The organism is Pseudomonas sp. S35 (assembly GCF_009866765.1).
In the GTDB taxonomy this organism is placed as follows: domain Bacteria; phylum Pseudomonadota; class Gammaproteobacteria; order Pseudomonadales; family Pseudomonadaceae; genus Aquipseudomonas.
Genome location: NZ_CP019431.1, coordinates 6,383,551 through 6,402,010 on the forward strand (window position 1 = coordinate 6,383,551; position 18,460 = coordinate 6,402,010).

The 18,460-nt window shown below is 60.9% G+C and carries 16 protein-coding genes and 1 pseudogene; 6 read left to right on the forward strand and 11 right to left on the reverse strand.

All coding sequences use genetic code 11. The features are described 5' to 3' along the window. Positions 1-215: 215 nt before the first annotated feature. Positions 216-340 (forward strand): annotated as a pseudogene (locus PspS35_RS30595) (Mg chelatase-like protein); the annotation flags it as partial. Here PspS35_RS30595 and PspS35_RS29000 read toward each other — a convergent pair. Then, positions 311-922, reverse strand: a complete 612-nt coding sequence (locus PspS35_RS29000; protein WP_159937807.1) for a TetR family transcriptional regulator C-terminal domain-containing protein — start codon at positions 920-922, stop codon at positions 311-313. The pseudogene PspS35_RS30595 and the gene PspS35_RS29000 sit on opposite strands and share 30 nt — an antisense overlap. 112 nt (positions 923-1,034) lie before the next feature. On the opposite strand from PspS35_RS29000, the gene PspS35_RS29005 reads away from it, so the two are divergent. Further along, on the forward strand, positions 1,035-1,949 hold the full coding sequence (locus PspS35_RS29005; RefSeq protein WP_159937808.1) for an ABC transporter six-transmembrane domain-containing protein: 915 nt from the start codon (positions 1,035-1,037) through the stop codon (positions 1,947-1,949). A gap of 3 nt (positions 1,950-1,952) precedes the next feature. Here the strand turns inward: PspS35_RS29005 and PspS35_RS29010 are convergent, their stop codons facing one another. Together PspS35_RS29010 and PspS35_RS29015 are read right to left on the reverse strand one after the other, a co-directional pair. Next, positions 1,953-3,929 (reverse strand): methyl-accepting chemotaxis protein, encoded by a 1,977-nt coding sequence (locus PspS35_RS29010; RefSeq protein WP_159937809.1) that lies wholly within the window; start codon positions 3,927-3,929, stop codon positions 1,953-1,955. Between the two features lie 177 nt (positions 3,930-4,106). After that, a complete protein-coding gene (locus tag PspS35_RS29015) occupies positions 4,107-5,027 on the reverse strand; it encodes a LysR substrate-binding domain-containing protein (RefSeq protein ID WP_159937810.1) in 921 nt (306 codons plus the stop codon). Positions 5,028-5,179: 152 nt separating this feature from the next. Between PspS35_RS29015 and PspS35_RS29020 the strand changes: the two genes are divergently transcribed. Further along, complete coding sequence (locus PspS35_RS29020) at positions 5,180-6,583, forward strand: NorM family multidrug efflux MATE transporter (RefSeq protein WP_159937811.1); 1,404 nt, start codon at positions 5,180-5,182, stop codon at positions 6,581-6,583. Between the two features lie 33 nt (positions 6,584-6,616). Here PspS35_RS29020 and PspS35_RS29025 read toward each other — a convergent pair whose 3' ends face one another. Then, complete coding sequence (locus tag PspS35_RS29025; protein WP_159937812.1) at positions 6,617-8,284, reverse strand: bifunctional diguanylate cyclase/phosphodiesterase; 1,668 nt, start codon at positions 8,282-8,284, stop codon at positions 6,617-6,619. 254 nt (positions 8,285-8,538) lie between these two features. Here PspS35_RS29025 and rep point away from each other — a divergent pair, with 254 nt between their 5' ends. Further along, positions 8,539-10,548: a DNA helicase Rep gene (gene rep / locus PspS35_RS29030; RefSeq protein WP_159937813.1), complete on the forward strand. Its 2,010-nt coding sequence runs from the start codon at positions 8,539-8,541 to the stop codon at positions 10,546-10,548. Positions 10,549-10,606: 58 nt separating this feature from the next. Further along, positions 10,607-11,179, forward strand: coding sequence for a xanthine phosphoribosyltransferase (locus PspS35_RS29035; protein WP_025856334.1), 573 nt, complete (start codon positions 10,607-10,609; stop codon positions 11,177-11,179). 83 nt (positions 11,180-11,262) lie between these two features. Here PspS35_RS29035 and PspS35_RS29040 read toward each other — a convergent pair whose 3' ends face one another. The 6 genes from PspS35_RS29040 to dadA all read right to left on the reverse strand — a co-directional run bounded on the left by PspS35_RS29040 (position 11,263) and on the right by dadA (position 17,359). Next, positions 11,263-13,185 carry an acetyl-CoA hydrolase/transferase C-terminal domain-containing protein gene (locus tag PspS35_RS29040; RefSeq protein WP_159937814.1) on the reverse strand — a complete coding sequence of 641 codons (1,923 nt, stop codon included), beginning with the start codon at positions 13,183-13,185 and terminating at the stop codon, positions 11,263-11,265. A gap of 136 nt (positions 13,186-13,321) precedes the next feature. Further along, entirely contained in the window at positions 13,322-13,735 is a 414-nt protein-coding gene (locus PspS35_RS29045; RefSeq protein ID WP_090401453.1) for a c-type cytochrome, read from the reverse strand. 180 nt (positions 13,736-13,915) lie between these two features. Then, a complete protein-coding gene (locus PspS35_RS29050) occupies positions 13,916-14,464 on the reverse strand; it encodes a cupin domain-containing protein (RefSeq protein WP_003176893.1) in 549 nt (182 codons plus the stop codon). Positions 14,465-14,580: 116 nt separating this feature from the next. After that, entirely contained in the window at positions 14,581-15,654 is a 1,074-nt protein-coding gene (gene alr, locus PspS35_RS29055) for an alanine racemase (protein ID WP_159937815.1), read from the reverse strand. Positions 15,655-15,732: 78 nt separating this feature from the next. Further along, entirely contained in the window at positions 15,733-16,086 is a 354-nt protein-coding gene (locus PspS35_RS29060) for a RidA family protein (RefSeq protein WP_159937816.1), read from the reverse strand. After that, complete coding sequence (dadA, locus tag PspS35_RS29065) at positions 16,058-17,359, reverse strand: D-amino acid dehydrogenase (RefSeq protein WP_159937817.1); 1,302 nt, start codon at positions 17,357-17,359, stop codon at positions 16,058-16,060. Before dadA ends, PspS35_RS29060 begins: the two co-directional genes overlap by 29 nt. Before the next feature lie 155 nt (positions 17,360-17,514). Here dadA and PspS35_RS29070 point away from each other — a divergent pair, with 155 nt between their 5' ends. Beyond that, positions 17,515-18,003 carry an Lrp/AsnC ligand binding domain-containing protein gene (locus tag PspS35_RS29070; protein WP_003176896.1) on the forward strand — a complete coding sequence of 163 codons (489 nt, stop codon included), beginning with the start codon at positions 17,515-17,517 and terminating at the stop codon, positions 18,001-18,003. A 56-nt stretch (positions 18,004-18,059) separates the two neighbouring features. On the opposite strand, the gene PspS35_RS29075 is transcribed toward PspS35_RS29070, so the two are convergent. Further along, entirely contained in the window at positions 18,060-18,413 is a 354-nt protein-coding gene (locus tag PspS35_RS29075) for a YkgJ family cysteine cluster protein (RefSeq protein WP_159937818.1), read from the reverse strand. Positions 18,414-18,460 lie beyond the last annotated feature (47 nt).

Genomic DNA, 18,460 nt, shown 5'->3' on the forward strand with positions numbered 1-18,460 from the left:
ACTGATTTATTGGTCCGAGTAATCCTCAGCCTGCATGGGCTAAAACACAGAACATCGGGAGTTGCCGCTAGCATGGTGTTGGCGCGACACCTTGTCGATGTCTTCGAAAGACATGTGCCGATCATCGCCACAGCGATAGTTTCAGTAGTCGGAGTGGCGGTGTTCTTTTTATCGAACCGTGGATTGGCCCAACGCGCCTACTACAAGGGTGCTGTGCGCTACGCTCGGCCCATCGACTGCTCAAAGTCGCGCGTACCCCAGCGGACCTTGAGCAAGTAGAATGTATCGCTCGCCATATTTGGCGAAGGCACTACAGTACCAACCGGCAGCAGTTGGCTAACAGCGGTCGGGAGAAACCCAGTAGCAGCCTCGCCACTTCCAGCACCTCATCCAACACTGCTTCTGCCGACTCGGCGGAAGGCTTGAGCATCAGGTCATCGGCATACCCCATTGCCAGCGCGAATATCTGGCGCGCAGCGCGTTGAGGCGATTGGCAACGAAAGACCTCAGCCGCAACGCCACACTCGATCACCTCGGCGAGCATGCTTTGCCATCGGGCGTTGATCACCAGGTAAGCCTGGGCCATTTGCGCATCGTGCATGGCCTCATCCCAGGCATCCAGCCACAGCGCCCATCCCGCATCAGCGGTGCTTGGCAGGCAGTCGCTCAAGAACCCCACAAGCGCCTCCAGAGGCGGCGCATCCGCCAACGGTTCGCGCACTTCATCCAATTGTTCATTGGCAAAACGCACGAAGGCTTCGCGGCGCAACTCATTCCAGTCGCTGAAGTAGTGATAGACGTGGCTACGGGATAAGCCGGCATGCTCGGCCAGATCGCGGGTGGATACATCGGCAAAACCCTTGCTGCGAAACAGCTCCAGGGCGGCGGTGATGATCTGGTCTTTACGGTCGATACGCGACATAGGCAATTCCTTCGAGCACCGACAGATAAGCGGCGCTTGATTTTTGAGCGATCGCTCAAAGATACTTGAGCAGTCGCTCAAGGATAGCGTCTATCAACCCCTTGGTGCACCCATGACATCCCTCACCCCTCAGGTTCTGATCGAAGAAAGCAAGAGAATCGGCCAACAGTCCGCCAGCCAGACGCTCAAGTCCATTGCCAAAGCCTATCCCGCAAAACTGTTCTGCACCTTGTCACCGGTGGCACTTGAGAACGCGTTGTTGCTGGCCTATCCGCTGTTAGCCGGGTTTGCGGTGGACTCGATTATCCGTGGATACGCCAGTAGCGCGCAGTTCTACGCCCTCGTCGTCATGGCGTTATGGGTGGTCGGGGCCGCGCGGCGTGCACTGGATGCCAGCACCTTCACACAGATCTACGCCGACCTTGCAGTACCGGTGATCCTCAATCAGCGCCAGCAGAACCACAGCACATCGAAATCCGCTGCACGGGTGGTGCTCGCGCGGGAGTTCGTCGACTTTTTTGAAAAGCACGTGCCGATTATCGCCACGGCACTGGTGTCGATAGTCGGTGCTGCGGTGATGCTGATCGTGATCGAGCCCTGGGTCGGCCTGGCGTGCCTGGCCGCACTGCTGCTGTGCATCACGCTGCTGCCACGCGTTGCCCAACGCAACCAGGAGCTGCATGAGCGCCTGAATGATCGCCTGGAGAAAGAAATCGGCCTGGTGGAAAAGGTTGGCGCCCCCACCGTGCGACGCCACTACCACGTGCTGTCACGCCTGCGCATCTGGCTGTCAGACCGTGAGGCTGCAGCGTATCTGTTCCTCGGTACGCTGGCGGCATTGTTGTTTGTGGTTGCAATCTGTCAGTTGGCGTTGTCGCCGGCGGTCAAGGCCGGCCACATCTACGCGGTCATGACCTACCTGTGGACCTTCGTCACCAGCATGGATGAAGCGCCAGGGATGGTCGATCAACTGGCGCGACTCAAAGATATTGGCAAGCGCGTGGACCACAGGCTCGGAGACCACTGAACCTCAACGAAACCTGTCAACCTCATGCCGCAAGCCCGCCGCCAATGTCTCCAGTTCCTTGGCAGTAATCGCCAGGTTCGACACCACCTCACGCTGCTCGCTGTTAGCCAGCGCGATGCTCTGCAAGTTGCTGCTGAGCAAGGTCGCGGTGCTGCTCTGCTCTTGGGTGGCGGTGGTGATCGCGGCGAATTGCTGGCCGGCCGAGCGGCTCTGCTCATCAATGCGCGCCAGGGCCGAGGCTACGTCGGCGTTGCGCGACAAGCCTTCCTGCATCAGCGTGTTGCCGTGTTCCATAGTGCTGATGGCGTTACCGGTTTCCCGCTGGATGCTCTGGATCATCCCGGAAATTTCATCGGTGGCTTCGCGGGTGCGCGATGCCAGGTTGCGTACTTCATCAGCCACCACGGCAAACCCACGGCCCTGTTCACCGGCGCGTGCAGCCTCGATGGCCGCGTTGAGCGCCAACAGGTTGGTCTGTTCGGCGATGGACGTGATCACACCGACGATGCCGCCGATTTCCTGGGAGCGCTGGCCCAGGGTATTGATCACTGTGGCCGTGCTGTTCAGCGCGGTCGCGATATGTTCCAGCGACGACGACGCCTCCTGCATCGAATTGCGACCAATGCGGGTTTGCTGGGCATTTTCTTGGGCCAGGCGCTCGGTGTTGCCCATGTTGTCGGCAATGTTCAGCGAGGTGGCACTGAACTCTTCCACCGCGCCGGCCATGCTGGTGATTTCGCCGGACTGCTGCTCCATGCCGTCATAGGCCCCACCGGACAGACCGGACAACGCCTGGGCCCGACTATTGACCTCCTCGGCCGCCTTGCGGATATGGGAAACCATCGTCGACAGCGCTTCACCCATCTGGTTGAAGCTGCGCGCCAGTTGGCCGATTTCGTCATGGCTGGATACGTTGAGGCGTGCGCTCAAGTCGCCCGCGCCCAAGGCTTCGGCCTGGCGTACCAAGTCACTCAGCGGTTGCAGCTTGCTGCGCAGCAGCCACACCGTGGCGCCCACTGCCAGCAACATCGCCAGCACGCTGCCGATCACCAGGCGAATGCCCACCGCCCAGGTCACTGCGCGGATTTCAGCTTTCGGCATGCTCGCGACCACAGCCCAAGGGCCACCGTCGAACGGCACCGAAACACTGTAGAAATCTTCGTTCTTGTCGCTCCAGAAGTGGCCTTTGCCTGGGGTCTTGGCCAGGTCCAGCATCACCGCAACCGACTGGTCCAACGCCTGCACACCCGCCGGCGGCACCAACCAGCGCTTCTGCTCGTCGAGCAACGCCAGGGAACCGGTCTGGCCGATGCGAAAGCGCTTGAGGTTCTCGAACTGAGCGGCCTGAGCGTCGGTGTAGTCAAAACCGATGAACAGCACGGCGATCACTTTGCCGCGGGTGTCGCGTACGGGGCTGTACTGGGTCATGTAGGAGCGGTCGAACAACACCGCGCGGCCAATATACGCCTGGCCACCGAGCACACGCTGGTAAGCCGGCCCCTGGCGATCCAGCACGGTGCCGATCGCGCGACTGCCGTCCTGCTTGGTCAGGGAGGTGCTGATGCGGATAAAGTCGTCGCCGCTGCGCACAAATACCGTGGCCACGCCGCCGGACATCTGCTTGAACTCGTCAACTTCGGTGAAGTTGTTGTTGAGCACTTCGCTGCCCAGCAACAGGCTCGGGGTCTGAACCCCAGCCACCGCGACCGGCTGATCGGCCTGCACCGTCAACCCGGCGCTGAAGCGCTTCTCGAACAACCCCGTCAGGCGCTGGGTGCTCTCGCGCAACGTGCTGTGGAAGGTATTGAGTTGGTCGGCAAGCAAGCGCGCCTCGCTGGCCAGGTGCTCCTCGCGGGTATCGAGGTTGGCGGAATCGAGGGAACGCAAGGCGAAAACAGTACTGCCGCTGATGACGACAGCCAAAATCACGGCTAACGCGAGACCTAACTGGGAGGCAATCCGGGCGCGAGGTTGAGACATGACAGCTCCTGGCCGAGGCCAGGATCATCCTGATCTCATAGCGCTGCTCGGCAAATTATCTGGTGGGAAACGTTGGTGCACGATGGTTCCAACACACCTACTTCGGCGGCGTTTTGCAATACTTGAGCGAATCGCAGGGGTATCACGCAAACGGTTGCGTCGCTGAGTCAAAACCCCTCAATTGAGCCGTTCGACGTCGGGTAAAACCATGGCCTGCACCTCGCTCTGGAGGAAATCCGCCAGACGCCGCAAGCGCTCACCGCCTGGACGGGTTTTCGGCCACACCAAATAGTAATTTTCCCCACTCGCTACCGCAGTCGGCCACGGCAAGCTCAAGCGCCCCTGCGCCACATCCTCGGCCACCATCAGCAGGTCGCCCATCGACACGCCATAACCGCGGGCGGCGGCGATCATGCCCAGCTCCAAGGTATCGAACACCTGCCCGCCTTTGAGCGACACCTGGGACGATAGCCCCATGCGCTCCAGCCAATTGCGCCAGTCTCGGCGGTCGGGTGTGGGGTGCAGTAACTCGGCGCCGGCCAGGCGGGTCACGTCCCAAGGACCGTCGTTCAACAGGTTCGGTGCACCCACCGGAATCAACAGCTCGGGGAACAGATAGCAGGCTTCCCAATCCGCTGGAAAATGCCCGTAGCTCAATAACACCGCGCAATCGAACGGCTCCTGGTTGAAGTCCACCTCGTCCACGCTCATCCAGGCGCTGGTCAGTTGCACCTCATTGCCCGGCTGTAACGCCCGGAAGCGACTGAGCCGCGCCAACAGCCAACGCATGGTCAGGGTGGAAGGCGCCTTCATGCGCAGGATGTCATCTTCAGCGTTCAAGGTATGGCAGGCCCGCTCCAGCGCCGCGAACCCCTCGCGCACACCGGGCAACAGCAGGCGCGCCGCTTCCGTGAGCTGGAGGTTGCGGCCGCTGCGTTGGAACAGGCGGCAGGCAAAATGCTCTTCGAGCGTGCGGATATGTCGGCTCACCGCACTTTGGGTGATCGACAGTTCTTCGGCGGCGCGGGTGAAGGAATTGTGCCGGGAGGCCGCTTCAAATGCCCGCAGGGCATAAAGCGGAGGAAGACGACGAGACATAGGGAAAGCTCCGACAGCACGATGACAAAACCCTACCAGAATAAATCCAGCATGAGTTTTAATCATGCGAATGATCGCTTTTATCCCTTTGTGCAATGGGCTGAGAGCGCCGAGAATCGAACCCTCCCCAACCCTCTGACCTTCTGAGCGTGATGATCATGCAGCATCCGGCACGTACCGAACTCTGGGCCATTCTGCGGCTGTCAGGGCCGTTGATTGCCTCGCAGTTGGCGCACATGCTGATGGTGCTGACCGACACCCTGATGATGGCGCGCCTGAGCCCCGAGGCTTTGGCCGGTGGTGGCCTGGGTGCGGCGAGCTATTCGTTCGTGTCCATTTTCTGCATCGGCGTGATTGCCGCCGTGGGCACCCTGGTGGCTATCCGGCACGGCGCTGGCGACATCGAAGGCGCCACCCGCCTGACCCAGGCCGGGCTCTGGCTCGCCTGGCTGATGGCCCTGGCGGCGGCGTTGCTGCTGTGGAACCTCAAGCCGGTGCTGCTGATGTTCGGCCAGACCGACACCAACGTGCAGTCGGCGGGGCAATTTCTGACCCTGTTGCCGTTCGCCCTGCCCGGCTACCTGAGCTTCATGGCCTTGCGCGGCTTCACCAGTGCCATCGGCAAGGCCACCCCGGTGATGGTGATCAGCCTTGGCGGTACGGTGCTCAACTACCTGCTCAACCACGCCTTGATCGAAGGCATGTTCGGCCTGCCGAAACTCGGCTTGTTGGGCATTGGCCTGGTCACCGCCATCGTCGCCAATGGCATGGCCCTGACACTGATGTGGTACATCCGCAGCAACCGCGCTTACGCCGCCTACCCGTTGAGCGCCGGCCTGCTGCGCCTCAACACTCAGTATCTGCGCGAGTTGTGGCGCCTGGGCCTGCCGATTGGCGGCACCTATGCGGTGGAAGTCGGGTTGTTTGCCTTTGCCGCGCTGTGCATGGGCACCATGGGCAGCACGCAATTGGCGGCGCATCAGATTGCCCTGCAGATCGTCTCGGTAGCCTTCATGGTGCCGGCTGGCATGTCCTACGCCGTCACCATGCGTATCGGCCAGCATTACGGCGCTGGGCAGTTGCTGCAGGCGCGCATGGCCGGCCGCGTCGGCATCGGTTTTGGCGCAACGGTGATGTTGGGGTTTGCCGTGGTGCTGTGGCTGTTTTCCGACCCGCTGATCGGGCTGTTCCTCGACCATGACGACCCGGCGTTCCATGAGGTGATCGTGCTCGCCGTCAGCCTGCTGGCCGTCGCGGCATGGTTCGAGCTGTTCGACGGCGTGCAGACCATCGCGATGGGCTGCATCCGTGGGCTCAAGGACGCCAAGACCACCTTCCTGGTGGGCTTGGGCTGCTACTGGTTGATCGGCGCGCCTTCGGCCTGGCTGATGGCCTTCACCCTGGGTTGGGGGCCGACGGGGGTGTGGTGGGGATTGGCGCTGGGGTTGGCGTGTGCGGCTGTCAGCCTGACCTGGGCGTTTGAAGCGAAGATCAAGCGCATGATTCGCCAGGAGCCTGAGGTTCAAGCCTCGTTTCAGGCTGCACAAACAGAGTAAAAGCCCCCTCCCACAGTTGATTGGGTTTACAGGTCAGCAGCCCAGCAGCGCCTGCTGGCCCTTGCCAAATGTCAGGTACTCCACCAACTCCGGTAACGGCAACGGCTTGCTGATGAGATAGCCCTGGGCTTGGTCGCAGCCAAACAAGCGCAAAAGCGCCAACTGCTCCGGAGTTTCCACACCTTCGGCCACCACTTCCAGGTTGAGGTTGTGCGCCAGGTTGATCATCGCGTGCACCAGTTTGCGGTTCTCTTCGCGCTCCTCCATGCCGCCGACAAAGCTTTTGTCGATCTTCAACAAGGCAATCGGCAGGCTGTTGAGGTGCACAAACGACGAGAAACCGGTGCCGAAGTCATCCAGGGAAAACCGCACGCCCAGCCGGCCGAGGGCGTCCATAGTCTGCTTGACCAGGTCGCTGCGGCGCATCACGGCGGTTTCGGTCAGTTCGAACTCCAACCATTGCGCCTCCACGCCACGCTCGCTGATCAGCCGGCTGAGGGTTGAGAGCAACTGGCTGTCCTGGAACTGGCGGAACGACAGGTTGACCGCCATGTGCAGCGGCGGCAGGCCGCGCTCGCGCAGGTCCTGCATGTCGCGCAGGGCCCGGGAGATCACCCAATAACCCAACGGCACGATCAGGCCGCTTTGCTCGGCCAGGGGCACGAACTCGCTGGGCGGCAACAGGCCGCGCTCGCCGTGGCGCCAGCGCACCAGGGCTTCGAGGCCGACGATATGGCCGTCATCCAGGTCCAGGCGCGGCTGGTAATGCAGCTCCAACTCATCACGGCGCAAGGCGCGGCGCAGCTCGCTTTCCAGGTCGGCCAGGCTGCGCGCGTTGCGGTTGATGCGTTCGTTGAAGATATGAAAGGTGCAACCCTGGGTGCTTTTGGCTTGCTGCATGGCGATATGGGCGTGCCACATCAGCGGGTCGGCACCCGCCCGAGCGCGGGCATGGGCCACGCCCAGGCTGCAACCGATCAGCAGGCTTTCGCCATCCACCCAATAGGGTTCGGACATGGCTTCGGTGATGCGCTCGGCCATCCACTCGGCGCGCTGCGGTGCGCGGCGGGTATCGATGAGCAGCGCGAATTCGTCGCTGCCCAGGCGCGCCAGTTGGTCGCCGACCTCAAGCTGGCTCTTGAGCCGCGACACCACTTGCAGGATCAAACGGTCGCCAGCCTGGTGGCCAAGAGCGTCGTTGGCATGGCGGAAGTTGTCGAGGTCCAGATGACCGAGCGCCAGGCCGCGACCTTCGTTCTCGGCCAACCGCGCAGCCAGCAGGGTCTGGAAGCCCTGGCGGTTGGCAATGCCGGTGAGCGGGTCTTGTTCGGCCAGGCGTTGCAGCGTGTTTTCCAACACGCCGCGCTCACGCACATGCCGCAGGCAGCGGCGCAGTGTGTCAGCGTCGAGTCCGCCACGGATCAGCCAGTCACTGACGCCAAGCGGCGAAACCAGCGGTTCCTGCTCCAACAGCAATACGCACGGCAAGCTGCAGCGGCCGGGGCCGGGTTGCAGGCTGGGCGTGGTCAACAGCACGGCGCTGGCGTCATCGTCGAACAGACGACTTACCGAGTCCCAGTTTGGCGCGCTGATCAGCACAGCCCCATCGCCCATCGGCGCCAGGCACTCGCGCAACAACGCTGCCCACTCAGGCGCATCGGCCAGTAGCAGCAAACGCAAGGGTTCGACAGGCGTAGACAAGCTAGCTCCCTAGACTCTGCAAAAATTCGTTGGCGGCGGGCATTATGACGTGCGGCCTGATAATCACCAATGATAAGGGTTATCAAATGCACAGACGGTAAACTTTAGTGCTAAATCCCGCACATCCTGCGGCAAAGTAGCAAAACCGGCAAATTTAGATCGAGTGGTACGTCACACCGTCGATCCAGAGCAGCAGAATCTTGCCAGCCTGTTAAAATGCCCGCCCTTTTTAGCAACGATTCCCTGAATTTCGTATGTCCCGACTCAATCCCCGGCAGCAAGAAGCCGTGAACTACGTCGGCGGCCCTCTATTGGTGCTCGCCGGTGCCGGTTCCGGCAAGACCAGCGTGATCACCCGCAAGATCGCGCACCTGATCCAGAGCTGTGGCATCCGCGCCCAGTACATCGTCGCCATGACCTTTACCAACAAGGCGGCGCGCGAGATGAAGGAGCGTGTCGGCACCCTGCTCAAGGGTGGCGAAGGCCGTGGCCTCACGGTGTGCACCTTCCACAACCTGGGGCTGAACATCATCCGCAAGGAGCATGCGCGGCTGGGCTACAAGCCGGGTTTCTCGATCTTCGACGAGACCGACGTCAAAGCCCTGATGACCGACATCATGCAGAAGGAATACGCGGGCGACGACGGCGTCGACGAGATCAAGAACATGATCGGCGCCTGGAAAAACGACCTGATCCTGCCCGCCGAAGCCCTGGAAACCGCACGCAACCCCAAGGAACAGACCGCCGCCATCGTCTACACCCACTACCAGCGCACGCTCAAGGCGTTCAATGCGGTGGATTTCGACGACTTGATCCTGCAGCCGGTGAAGCTGTTCCAGGAACACGCCGACATCCTCGAAAAGTGGCAGAACAAGGTGCGCTACCTGCTGGTGGACGAATACCAGGACACCAACGCCAGCCAGTATTTGCTGGTGAAGTTGCTGATCGGCAAGCGCAACCAGTTCACCGTGGTGGGCGACGATGACCAGTCGATCTACGCCTGGCGCGGCGCCCGTCCGGAAAACCTGATGCTGCTCAAGGTCGACTATCCGTCCTTGAAAGTGGTGATGCTGGAGCAGAACTACCGTTCCACCAGCCGCATCCTGCGCTGCGCCAACGTGCTGATCTCGAACAACCCCCACGAGTTTGAAAAACAACTGTGGAGTGAGATGGGCCACGGCGATGAGATCCGCGTGATCCGCTGTCGCAACGAAGACGCCGAAGCCGAGCGCGTGGCCGTCGAGTTGCTCACCTTGCACCTGCGTACCGACCGGCCCTACAGCGACTTTGCGATCCTGTATCGCGGTAACTACCAGGCCAAGCTGATCGAGCTGAAGTTGCAGCACCACCAGATTCCGTATCGTCTGTCGGGGGGCAACAGCTTTTTCGGACGCCAGGAAGTCAAGGATCTGATGGCCTACTTCCGGTTGATCGTGAATCCGGACGATGACAACGCCTTCCTGCGTGTGATCAACGTGCCGCGCCGGGAAATCGGCTCCACCACCCTGGAAAAGCTCGGCAACTACGCCACCGAACGCAAGATCTCGATGTACGCCGCCACCGACGAGATCGGCCTGGGCGAACACCTGGACACGCGTTTCACCGACCGCCTGGCGCGCTTCAAGCGCTTCATGGACAAGGTGCGCGAGCAGTGCGCCGGTGAAGACCCGATCAGCGCCCTGCGCAGCATGGTCATGGACATCGACTATGAAAACTGGCTGCGCACCAACAGCTCCAGCGACAAGGCCGCGGATTACCGCATGGGCAACGTCTGGTTCCTGATCGAGGCGCTGAAGAACACCCTGGAAAAAGACGAAGACGGCGAGATGACCGTCGAAGACGCCATCGGCAAGCTGGTGCTGCGCGACATGCTCGAACGCCAGCAGGAAGAGGAAGACGGCGCCGAGGGTGTGCAGATGATGACCTTGCACGCCTCCAAGGGCCTGGAATTTCCCTACGTGTTCATCATGGGCATGGAAGAGGAAATCCTCCCGCACCGCTCCAGCATCGAAGCCGACACCATCGAGGAAGAACGGCGCCTGGCCTACGTGGGCATTACCCGCGCGCGTCAGACCCTGGCCTTCACCTTTGCCGCCAAGCGCAAGCAATACGGCGAGATCATCGATTGTGCCCCCAGCCGGTTCCTGGATGAACTGCCGCCGGATGACCTGGCCTGGGAAGGCAATGACGACACCCCGACCGAGGTGAAGGCCGTCCGCGGCAACACCGCCCTGGCGGACATCCGCGCGATGTTAAAGCGCTAGAATCGACTACTTTTTAATCTACTTTCGGCGCACAACCCGCCATTAGAGGAAGCTTTCCGTGGAAGCACTGCACAAGAAAATTCGCGAAGAAGGCATCGTGCTTTCCGATCAGGTCCTGAAGGTCGACGCCTTTCTGAACCACCAGATCGACCCGGCACTGATGAAGCTGATCGGCGACGAATTCGCCGCACTGTTCAAGGACTCGGGCATCACCAAGATCGTCACCATCGAAGCGTCGGGCATTGCTCCTGCGATCATGACCGGCCTGAACCTGGGCGTACCGGTGATCTTCGCCCGCAAGCAGCAATCCCTGACCCTGACGGAAAACCTGCTGTCGGCGACGGTATATTCCTTCACCAAGAAGGTCGAAAGCACCGTGGCGATTTCCCCTCGCCACCTGACCAGCAGCGACCGCGTACTGGTCATCGATGACTTCCTGGCCAACGGCAAGGCATCCCAGGCGCTGATTTCGATCATCAAGCAAGCCGGCGCGACCGTTGCTGGCTTGGGGATCGTGATCGAGAAGTCGTTCCAGGGCGGCCGTGCGGAGTTGGACGCGCAGGGATACCGAGTGGAATCCCTGGCACGGGTGAAATCGTTGGAAGGCGGCGTAGTGACCTTCATCGAATAATCACGCCTGGCGGTATTTTTGTAGTGAGCGAACTTGCCTCGCGCGGGGCAAGCCCGCTCACCACAAAAGCCCGGCGCTGCTGGCTAATTCGCGGTGGCCAGCAGGCCAGCGAGCAACAGCCGCTGATACAAATCTTCTTTCAGCCCATCGGGCTTATTCAATCCCATGCGTTCCAGATGCTTGGGAAACGCCTCTGGCTCCGGCGCATCCAACGCCGCCTTGCCCAACTCCAGAATCTCCGTGAGCTTGAATTTGCTCTTGAGCCAGTTCAGCGCCCGCAGCAAATCCCGCTCCTCGTCCGTGAAATCGCTGCCCAGTGGATACTCCGGGAACAGCCGACGATGACGCGCTTGAATCGCCTGTAACCGTTCCGGCGTGTTGTCGGCAAAGCGTGGATCCAGCTGGAAATCCTTCGCTAGCTTGCCGGCCTTTTGCGCCTGCTCGATCAAGTCGTCCTGGAACCGTGAGTCAGTGATATTGAGCAACGCCTCGATCACCTTGGCATCCGTCTGCCCACGCAAATCGGCAATGCCGTACTCGGTGATGACAATGTCCCGCAGGTGCCGAGGAATCGTGCAGTGGCCGTATTCCCACACAATGTTGGAACTGACCTCCCCTGCCGACTCGCGCCAACTGCGCAAGATCAGGATCGACCGCGCACCGTCCAACGCATGGCCTTGTGCTACGAAGTTGTATTGCCCGCCCACACCGCTGAGCACGCGGCCGTCGTCCAGTTGGTCGGCGACACCCGCGCCGAGCAGCGTCACCATGATCGCGCTGTTGATAAACCGCGCGTCCAGGCGCTGCAGGCGCTTGAGCTCTTCCTGGCCATACAGCTCGTTGATGTAGCTGATACGGGTCATGTTGAATTCGAGGCGCTTGGCGTGAGTCATTTCCTGCAGGCGCTGGTAAAAACTGCTCGGGCCAAGGAAGAATCCGCCGTGGATCGAGATGCCGTCGGGCTGCGCGGCATCGTCGAGCGTACCGGCGTTAGCCTGTTCTTGCGTAGCCACATCCGGGTAGACCTTGCGGCGGATAATCCCCGCGTCTGCCAGTACCAGCAGGCCGTTGACGAACATTTCACTGCAACCGTAGAGGCCACGGGCGAAGGGGTCGACGCCGCCTTCTCGGCTGATCAACGGCGCCCATTGGTACACATCCAAGTCTGTCAGCAGCAGTCGATAGGACTCATTGTCCGCCTGGCGGGCCAACAGCGCGGCCGTCAGCGCATCCCCCATGGAGCCGATGCCGATCTGCAAGGTGCCACCGTCACGCACGAGGGTGCTGGCATGCAGACCGATAAAGTGGTCCTGGAAACCCACCGGCATATTCGGCGTGGAGAACAACGTGGTGCTGTCTTTTTCATCGATCAGGTAATCGAAAGCATCCATGCCCAGTTCAGCGTCCCCGGGCATGTAGGGCAAGTCGCTGTGAACCTGGCCGACTACCAGAATGGTTTCGCCGGCCTCACGACGCTTGGCAATCATCGGCAACAGGTCGAGGGTGATATCCGGGTTGCAGCTCAGGCTCAGGCGATCCGGGTGTTCGCTGCTGCTGGCGACCAGCTGCGCGACCAGGTTCAGGCCCGCTGCGTTGATATCGCGGGCGGCGTGGCTGTAGTTGCTGCTCACGTAGCTCTGCTGGGCCGATTCGCTGTGCAACAGGCTGCCGGGCTGCATGAAAAACTGCTGCACATGGATGTTTTTGGGAAGAGCGTCTTTATGCAGGTCGGCCAGGAAATCCAACTCGGGATAGTCGCCAAACACCCGCTCGATAAAGGGTTCGAGAAAGCGCTTCTGCAAACCATCGCCGAGCGTCGGGCGGCCCAGGCTTAGTGCGGTGTAGATCGTCAGCGCCCGCTCTGGCAGCTTGGCGATACGCCGGTACAGCGCATTGACGAACAGATTGGGCTTGCCCAGGCCCAGCGGCATGCCCATGTGGATATGCGCCGGCAAGCGCGCCAGTACGTCGTCAACTGCTTGCTCGATTGAACACAACTGCACCATCCGACCCTCCTGAACATTCCGTGATTAGGGGTTGGACCGAGCTTGCCGGGTCTTTGCTGCAATGAACAGCTCGAAACCAAGATTGCAGGCACAAAAAAGCCGCTCGTAAGCGGCGTTTTTGGCGAAGATCGGCTGATTACAGGCCAGACATTTTCTTGATCGCACCCTTCAGCTCATCATCCGAGCAATCCGCACACGTGCCTTTTGGCGGCATGGCATTGATACCGGTGATCGCCTTGGCCAGGATGCCGTCGAGGCCGCCCTGGTGATCGGCGCGTTCTTTCCAGGCGGCAGTGTCACCGATTTTTGGTGCGTTCAGCAGGCCGGTGCCGTGGCACGCGTTGCAGTGTTTGGCGATGACTTCATCCGGGGTTTTCGCACCACCGCCGCCGCCTGCGGCCACGGCGACTTCCATGCCTTTGCATTCCTGGCCCTGAACGCAGACCTGGCCCACGGGTTCCAGGCGCTTGGCAATGTCATCATTGGTCGCAGCTTGTGCGCTCACAGCCCATAGGGCCAGTACGGTTGCTGGTGCAGCCAGCATTTTCATAATTAGGTTCACGCGTTCACCCTCAATGGTGGCTATTCACGCCTGCGGCCACGGTTTCGCAGGCGGCGAAAGTATAACGGTTAGCCCGCCGGGCCGAAACAACCCTATTAAATAAAGGGAGATTCGGCCTCGCGGAATACAGCTCGGGGTCTCTGCAACGCTGGCAGGACGCCTCTTTTCTTAAAAGTTCGCGGGTGTGGCTGCGCTGATTAGCCGCGCCGGTACGTCGAACGGATTGCGAAAACGATGGGGCTTGGTACTTTCAAAGTAGTAGCTATCGCCGGCTTCGAGCACAAAAGTTTCAAGACCGACCACCAACTCCAGGCGACCTTCCACCAGAATCCCGGTTTCTTCGCCTTCGTGGGTGAGCATTTCTTCGCCGGTGTCGGCGCCCGGTGGGTAGATCTCGTTGAGAAACGCGATGGCCCGGCTCGGGTGCGCCCGACCCACCAGTTTCATGGTGACGGCGCCGTCAGAGATGTCGATCAGCTCATTGGCTTTATAGACGATCTGCGTGGGTATTTCCTGGAGGATCTCCTCGGAAAAGAACTCGACCATGGACATGGGGATGCCGCCCAGCACCTTGCGCAAGGAGCTGATCGAGGGGCTGACACTGTTTTTTTCGATCATCGAAATGGTGCTGTTGGTGACACCCGCGCGCTTGGCGAGCTCACGCTGGGAAAGACCCTTCAACTTACGGATGGATTGCAGTCGTTCGCCGACGTCCAATGCGGGAGCCTCCTAGGATTCAGGCTTTGTTGTAATTGAGCGTTATCATGGCGACAGCGTTCAGTATTTACAACACTTGGGCCTAAATCCCAGGCAGCTGTGTTCGTACGCGGCGATCAAGCGCCGCAATAGAGCCTTGGCACCCGGCGCAGGTTGCAGAAGATCTGGTAGGGAATAGTCTCGGCGGCAACCGCAACCTCACTGGCGAGGATATGTTTACCCCACAGCTCTACCGTGGAGCCCAGGCCAGCCTCAGGCACATCCGTCAGGTCGACGCACAACATGTCCATGGACACACGCCCCAGCAATTGGCTGCGCTGCCCGGCCACCAGTACGGGCGTACCGGTAGGCGCGTGGCGCGGGTAGCCATCGGCATAGCCCATGGCAACCACACCGATGCGCATCGGTTTGGGCGTAATGAAGCGAGCGCCGTAGCCCACCGGTTCGCCGGCCGGCAGTTCACGCACGCAGATCACTTTCGATTCCAGAGTCATCACCGGCTGCAAACGTGCTGCGATGGCGTGGTCTTCGCCAAACGGCGTCGCGCCGTAGAGCATGATGCCCGGGCGCACCCAGTCGCTGGACACGCTCGGCCAGCCCAGCACCGATGGCGAATTGCGTAGGCTGACCTCGGCCGCCAGGCCTTGGCGTGCGGCTTCAAACACCGCGACTTGTTCGTTGCTGCTGACGCAGTCGAGTTCATCGGCGCGGGCAAAGTGGCTCATCAAGACGATTTTCGCGACTTTGCCGCTGGCTAGCAGACGCTGGTACGCCGCGTGGTAATCCTTGGGGTGCAGGCCGACGCGGTGCATGCCCGAATCCAGCTTGAGCCAGATCGTCAGGGGCTTGCTCAGCTTGGCCTGTTCAATCGCCTCCAGTTGCCACAGCGAATGCACCACGCACCACAAATCATGCTCGATGATCAGTGGCAGTTCGTCGGCCTCGAAAAAGCCTTCCAGCAGCAGCACCGGCGCACGAATGCCGGCAGCGCGCAGCTCCAGCGCCTCTTCGATGCACGCCACCGCAAACCCATCGGCCTCGGCCTCCAGCGCCTGGGCCACACGCACGGCGCCATGACCGTAGGCGTCGGCCTTGACCACGGCAAGGGCCTTGGCCCCGGTGACTTCACGGGCCAGTTGGTAGTTGTGGCGCAGGGCTTGGAGGTCGATCAGGGCACGGGCTGGACGCATGGCGGCAGGCTTCTAGGCAGCGAAGTGAAGAAAAACCGGCACCGACAGACTGCATCGGCACCGGGAGAGGGATCGTGTTTAAGGCAAGGCTGCCACGACGGACAGCTCTACCAGAATTTCCGGTTCGCACAGCTTGGCTTCAACCGTGGCGCGAGCCGGGGCGACGCCTTTGGGCAGCCAGGTGTCCCACACCGCGTTCATGCCGGCGAAATCGGCGTCGATGTCCTTCAGGTAGATCGTCACCGACAGCAACTTGGCCTTGTCGGTGCCGGCCAAGTCCAGCAAGCGCTCGATATTGGCCAGGGTTTCACGGGTCTGCTGTTCAATCCCGGCGTTCATGTCGTCGCCGACTTGCCCGGCCAGATACACGGTACCGCTGTGGACGACGATCTGGCTCATGCGCTCATTGGTGAGCTGGCGCTGGATTGACATGTTGTGCGGACTCCTGGTGGTTGCCGTAACGGGAAATATCGAGGCCTGCGGCGCTGATCTGCGGAGTTTTCTTCGCCATCAGGTCAGCCAGCAAACGACCGGAGCCACACGCCATCGTCCAACCGAGGGTGCCGTGACCGGTGTTCAGGAACAGATTCTTGAACGGGGTGGCACCGACAATCGGCGTGCCATCGGGTGTGGTCGGGCGCAGGCCGGTCCAGAATTCGGCGGTGGCCAGATCGCCGCCCAAAGGATAAAGGTCGTTGACGATCATCTCCAGGGTTTCGCGCCGACGCGGGTTAAGCGACAGGTCAAAACCGGCTATTTCGGCCATGCCGCCGACACGAATACGGTTGTCGAAACGGGTGATCGCGACTTTGTAGGTCTCGTCGAGAATGGTCGACGTCGGCGCCATTGCCGGGTTGGTGATCGGCACAGTCAGCGAGTAACCCTTGAGCGGGTACACCGGCGCCTTGATCCCCAGCGGCTTGAGCAGTTTCGGCGAGTAGCTGCCGAGGGCCAGCACGTAGCGGTCGGCGGTTTCCAGCTTGCCGTCGATCCACACGCCATTGATGCGATCGCCGGCGCGGTCGAGGCGCTGGATGTCTTGTTCGAAACGGAACTCCACGCCCAACTGCTTGCACATCTCGGCCAGGCGGGTGGTGAACATCTGACAGTCGCCGGTCTGGTCGTTCGGCAGGCGCAGGGCGCCGGCGAGGATATCGGTGACGTTGGCCAGGGCCGGCTCTACACGGGCAATGCCGTCGCGGTCGAGCAGCTCGAAGGGCACGCCGGATTCTTTCAACACGGCGATGTCTTTGGCGGCGCCATCCAACTGGGCCTGGGTGCGGAACAGCTGGGTAGTCCCCAGGCTGCGGCCTTCGTAGGCAATACCGGTCTCGGCGCGCAGTTCGTCGAGACAGTCGCGGCTGTACTCGGACAGGCGCACCATGCGCTCCTTGTTCACCGCGTAGCGGCTGGCGGTGCAGTTGCGCAGCATCTGCGCCATCCACAGGTATTGGTCGATATCAGCGGTGGCCTTGATCGCCAGCGGCGCATGACGTTGCAACAGCCACTTGATGGCCTTGAGCGGCACGCCCGGTGCAGCCCATGGCGACGCGTAGCCTGGGGACACCTGGCCGGCGTTGGCGAAGCTGGTTTCCATGGCAGCGGCTGGCTGGCGGTCGACCACGACCACCTCAAAACCGGCCCGAGCCAAATAGTAGGCACTGGTCACACCAATGACGCCGCTACCCAAGACCAGAACGCGCATTTTTATATCCTCATCGCGGCTTGGCCGCCGACGTGTGTTGTTCGAGCAATGATGAGCGCAGTATAAAAAGCAATCACCAGTGCATTTCACTATATAAATGCCTATATTTGGCGACAATTCTCGGCAAAAACCCTTTTCACAGAGGCGTATCCCCTATGCGTACCAACACCCAGACCAAGCGGGAGCTGGACAAGATCGACCGCAACATCCTGCGCATCCTGCAGACCGACGGGCGAATTTCGTTCACCGAGCTGGGGGAGAAGGTCGGGCTGTCGACCACACCCTGTACCGAGCGAGTCCGCCGGTTGGAGCGTGAAGGGATCATCATGGGCTATAACGCGCGGCTCAACCCCCAGCATTTGAAGGGGAGTTTGCTGGTATTTGTCGAGATCAGCCTCGATTACAAGTCCGGCGACACCTTCGAGGAATTCCGCCGGGCCGTGCTGAAACTGCCCCATGTGCTGGAGTGTCACCTGGTGTCCGGCGACTTTGACTACCTGGTGAAAGCGCGGATTTCCGAGATGGCGTCGTACCGCAAATTGCTGGGGGATATTCTGCTCAAGTTGCCCCATGTGCGGGAATCCAAGAGCTACATCGTGATGGAAGAGGTGAAAGAGAGCCTGAACCTGCCGATCCCGGATTGACTGACACAACTGGGTCAAATGTGGGAGGGGCTTGCCCCACAGTTGATCTAGCCCCGCTACACCAGCACCTGTCGGGTACTCGCCATGTACTCATGGATCTGCTTCTCCACGCGCGGGTGAATCAGCTCCACCGGCCGCCGCCCGTTGGGGCATGGCAAGGTTTTGGTGGTGCCGAACAAGCGGCAGATCAACGGCCGCTCGCCATACACCGTGCAACCGTTGGGCCCCAGGTGCACGCAGTTCAGCTCGTCCATGGCCGCGTCTTGCTCGGCAGCGGTCTTACGCGGCAGACGCGACATTTCCTCGGGCGATGTAGTCACCGGCCCGCAGCAGTCGTGGCATCCCGGAACGCACTCGAACGAAGGAATCTGTCGGCGCAATGCGCTGATTTTCTGACTGTTGCAACTCATCGAAGCAGGTACCGAACGGCGAATAGGCGTGGATTCTGACGCAAAAT

Coding starts and splice junctions, on each gene's coding strand:
- alr (WP_159937815.1), bottom strand. CDS start 15,654: ATGCGTCCAGCCCGTGCCCTGATCGACCTCCAAGCCCTGCGCCACAAC.
- PspS35_RS29020 (WP_159937811.1), top strand. CDS start 5,180: ATGATCATGCAGCATCCGGCACGTACCGAACTCTGGGCCATTCTGCGG.
- dadA (WP_159937817.1), bottom strand. CDS start 17,359: ATGCGCGTTCTGGTCTTGGGTAGCGGCGTCATTGGTGTGACCAGTGCC.
- PspS35_RS29040 (WP_159937814.1), bottom strand. CDS start 13,185: ATGGTGCAGTTGTGTTCAATCGAGCAAGCAGTTGACGACGTACTGGCG.
- PspS35_RS29045 (WP_090401453.1), bottom strand. CDS start 13,735: ATGAAAATGCTGGCTGCACCAGCAACCGTACTGGCCCTATGGGCTGTG.
- PspS35_RS29015 (WP_159937810.1), bottom strand. CDS start 5,027: ATGTCTCGTCGTCTTCCTCCGCTTTATGCCCTGCGGGCATTTGAAGCG.
- PspS35_RS29060 (WP_159937816.1), bottom strand. CDS start 16,086: ATGTCAATCCAGCGCCAGCTCACCAATGAGCGCATGAGCCAGATCGTC.
- PspS35_RS29010 (WP_159937809.1), bottom strand. CDS start 3,929: ATGTCTCAACCTCGCGCCCGGATTGCCTCCCAGTTAGGTCTCGCGTTA.
- PspS35_RS29005 (WP_159937808.1), top strand. CDS start 1,035: ATGACATCCCTCACCCCTCAGGTTCTGATCGAAGAAAGCAAGAGAATC.
- PspS35_RS29070 (WP_003176896.1), top strand. CDS start 17,515: ATGCGTACCAACACCCAGACCAAGCGGGAGCTGGACAAGATCGACCGC.
- rep (WP_159937813.1), top strand. CDS start 8,539: ATGTCCCGACTCAATCCCCGGCAGCAAGAAGCCGTGAACTACGTCGGC.
- PspS35_RS29075 (WP_159937818.1), bottom strand. CDS start 18,413: ATGAGTTGCAACAGTCAGAAAATCAGCGCATTGCGCCGACAGATTCCT.
- PspS35_RS29000 (WP_159937807.1), bottom strand. CDS start 922: ATGTCGCGTATCGACCGTAAAGACCAGATCATCACCGCCGCCCTGGAG.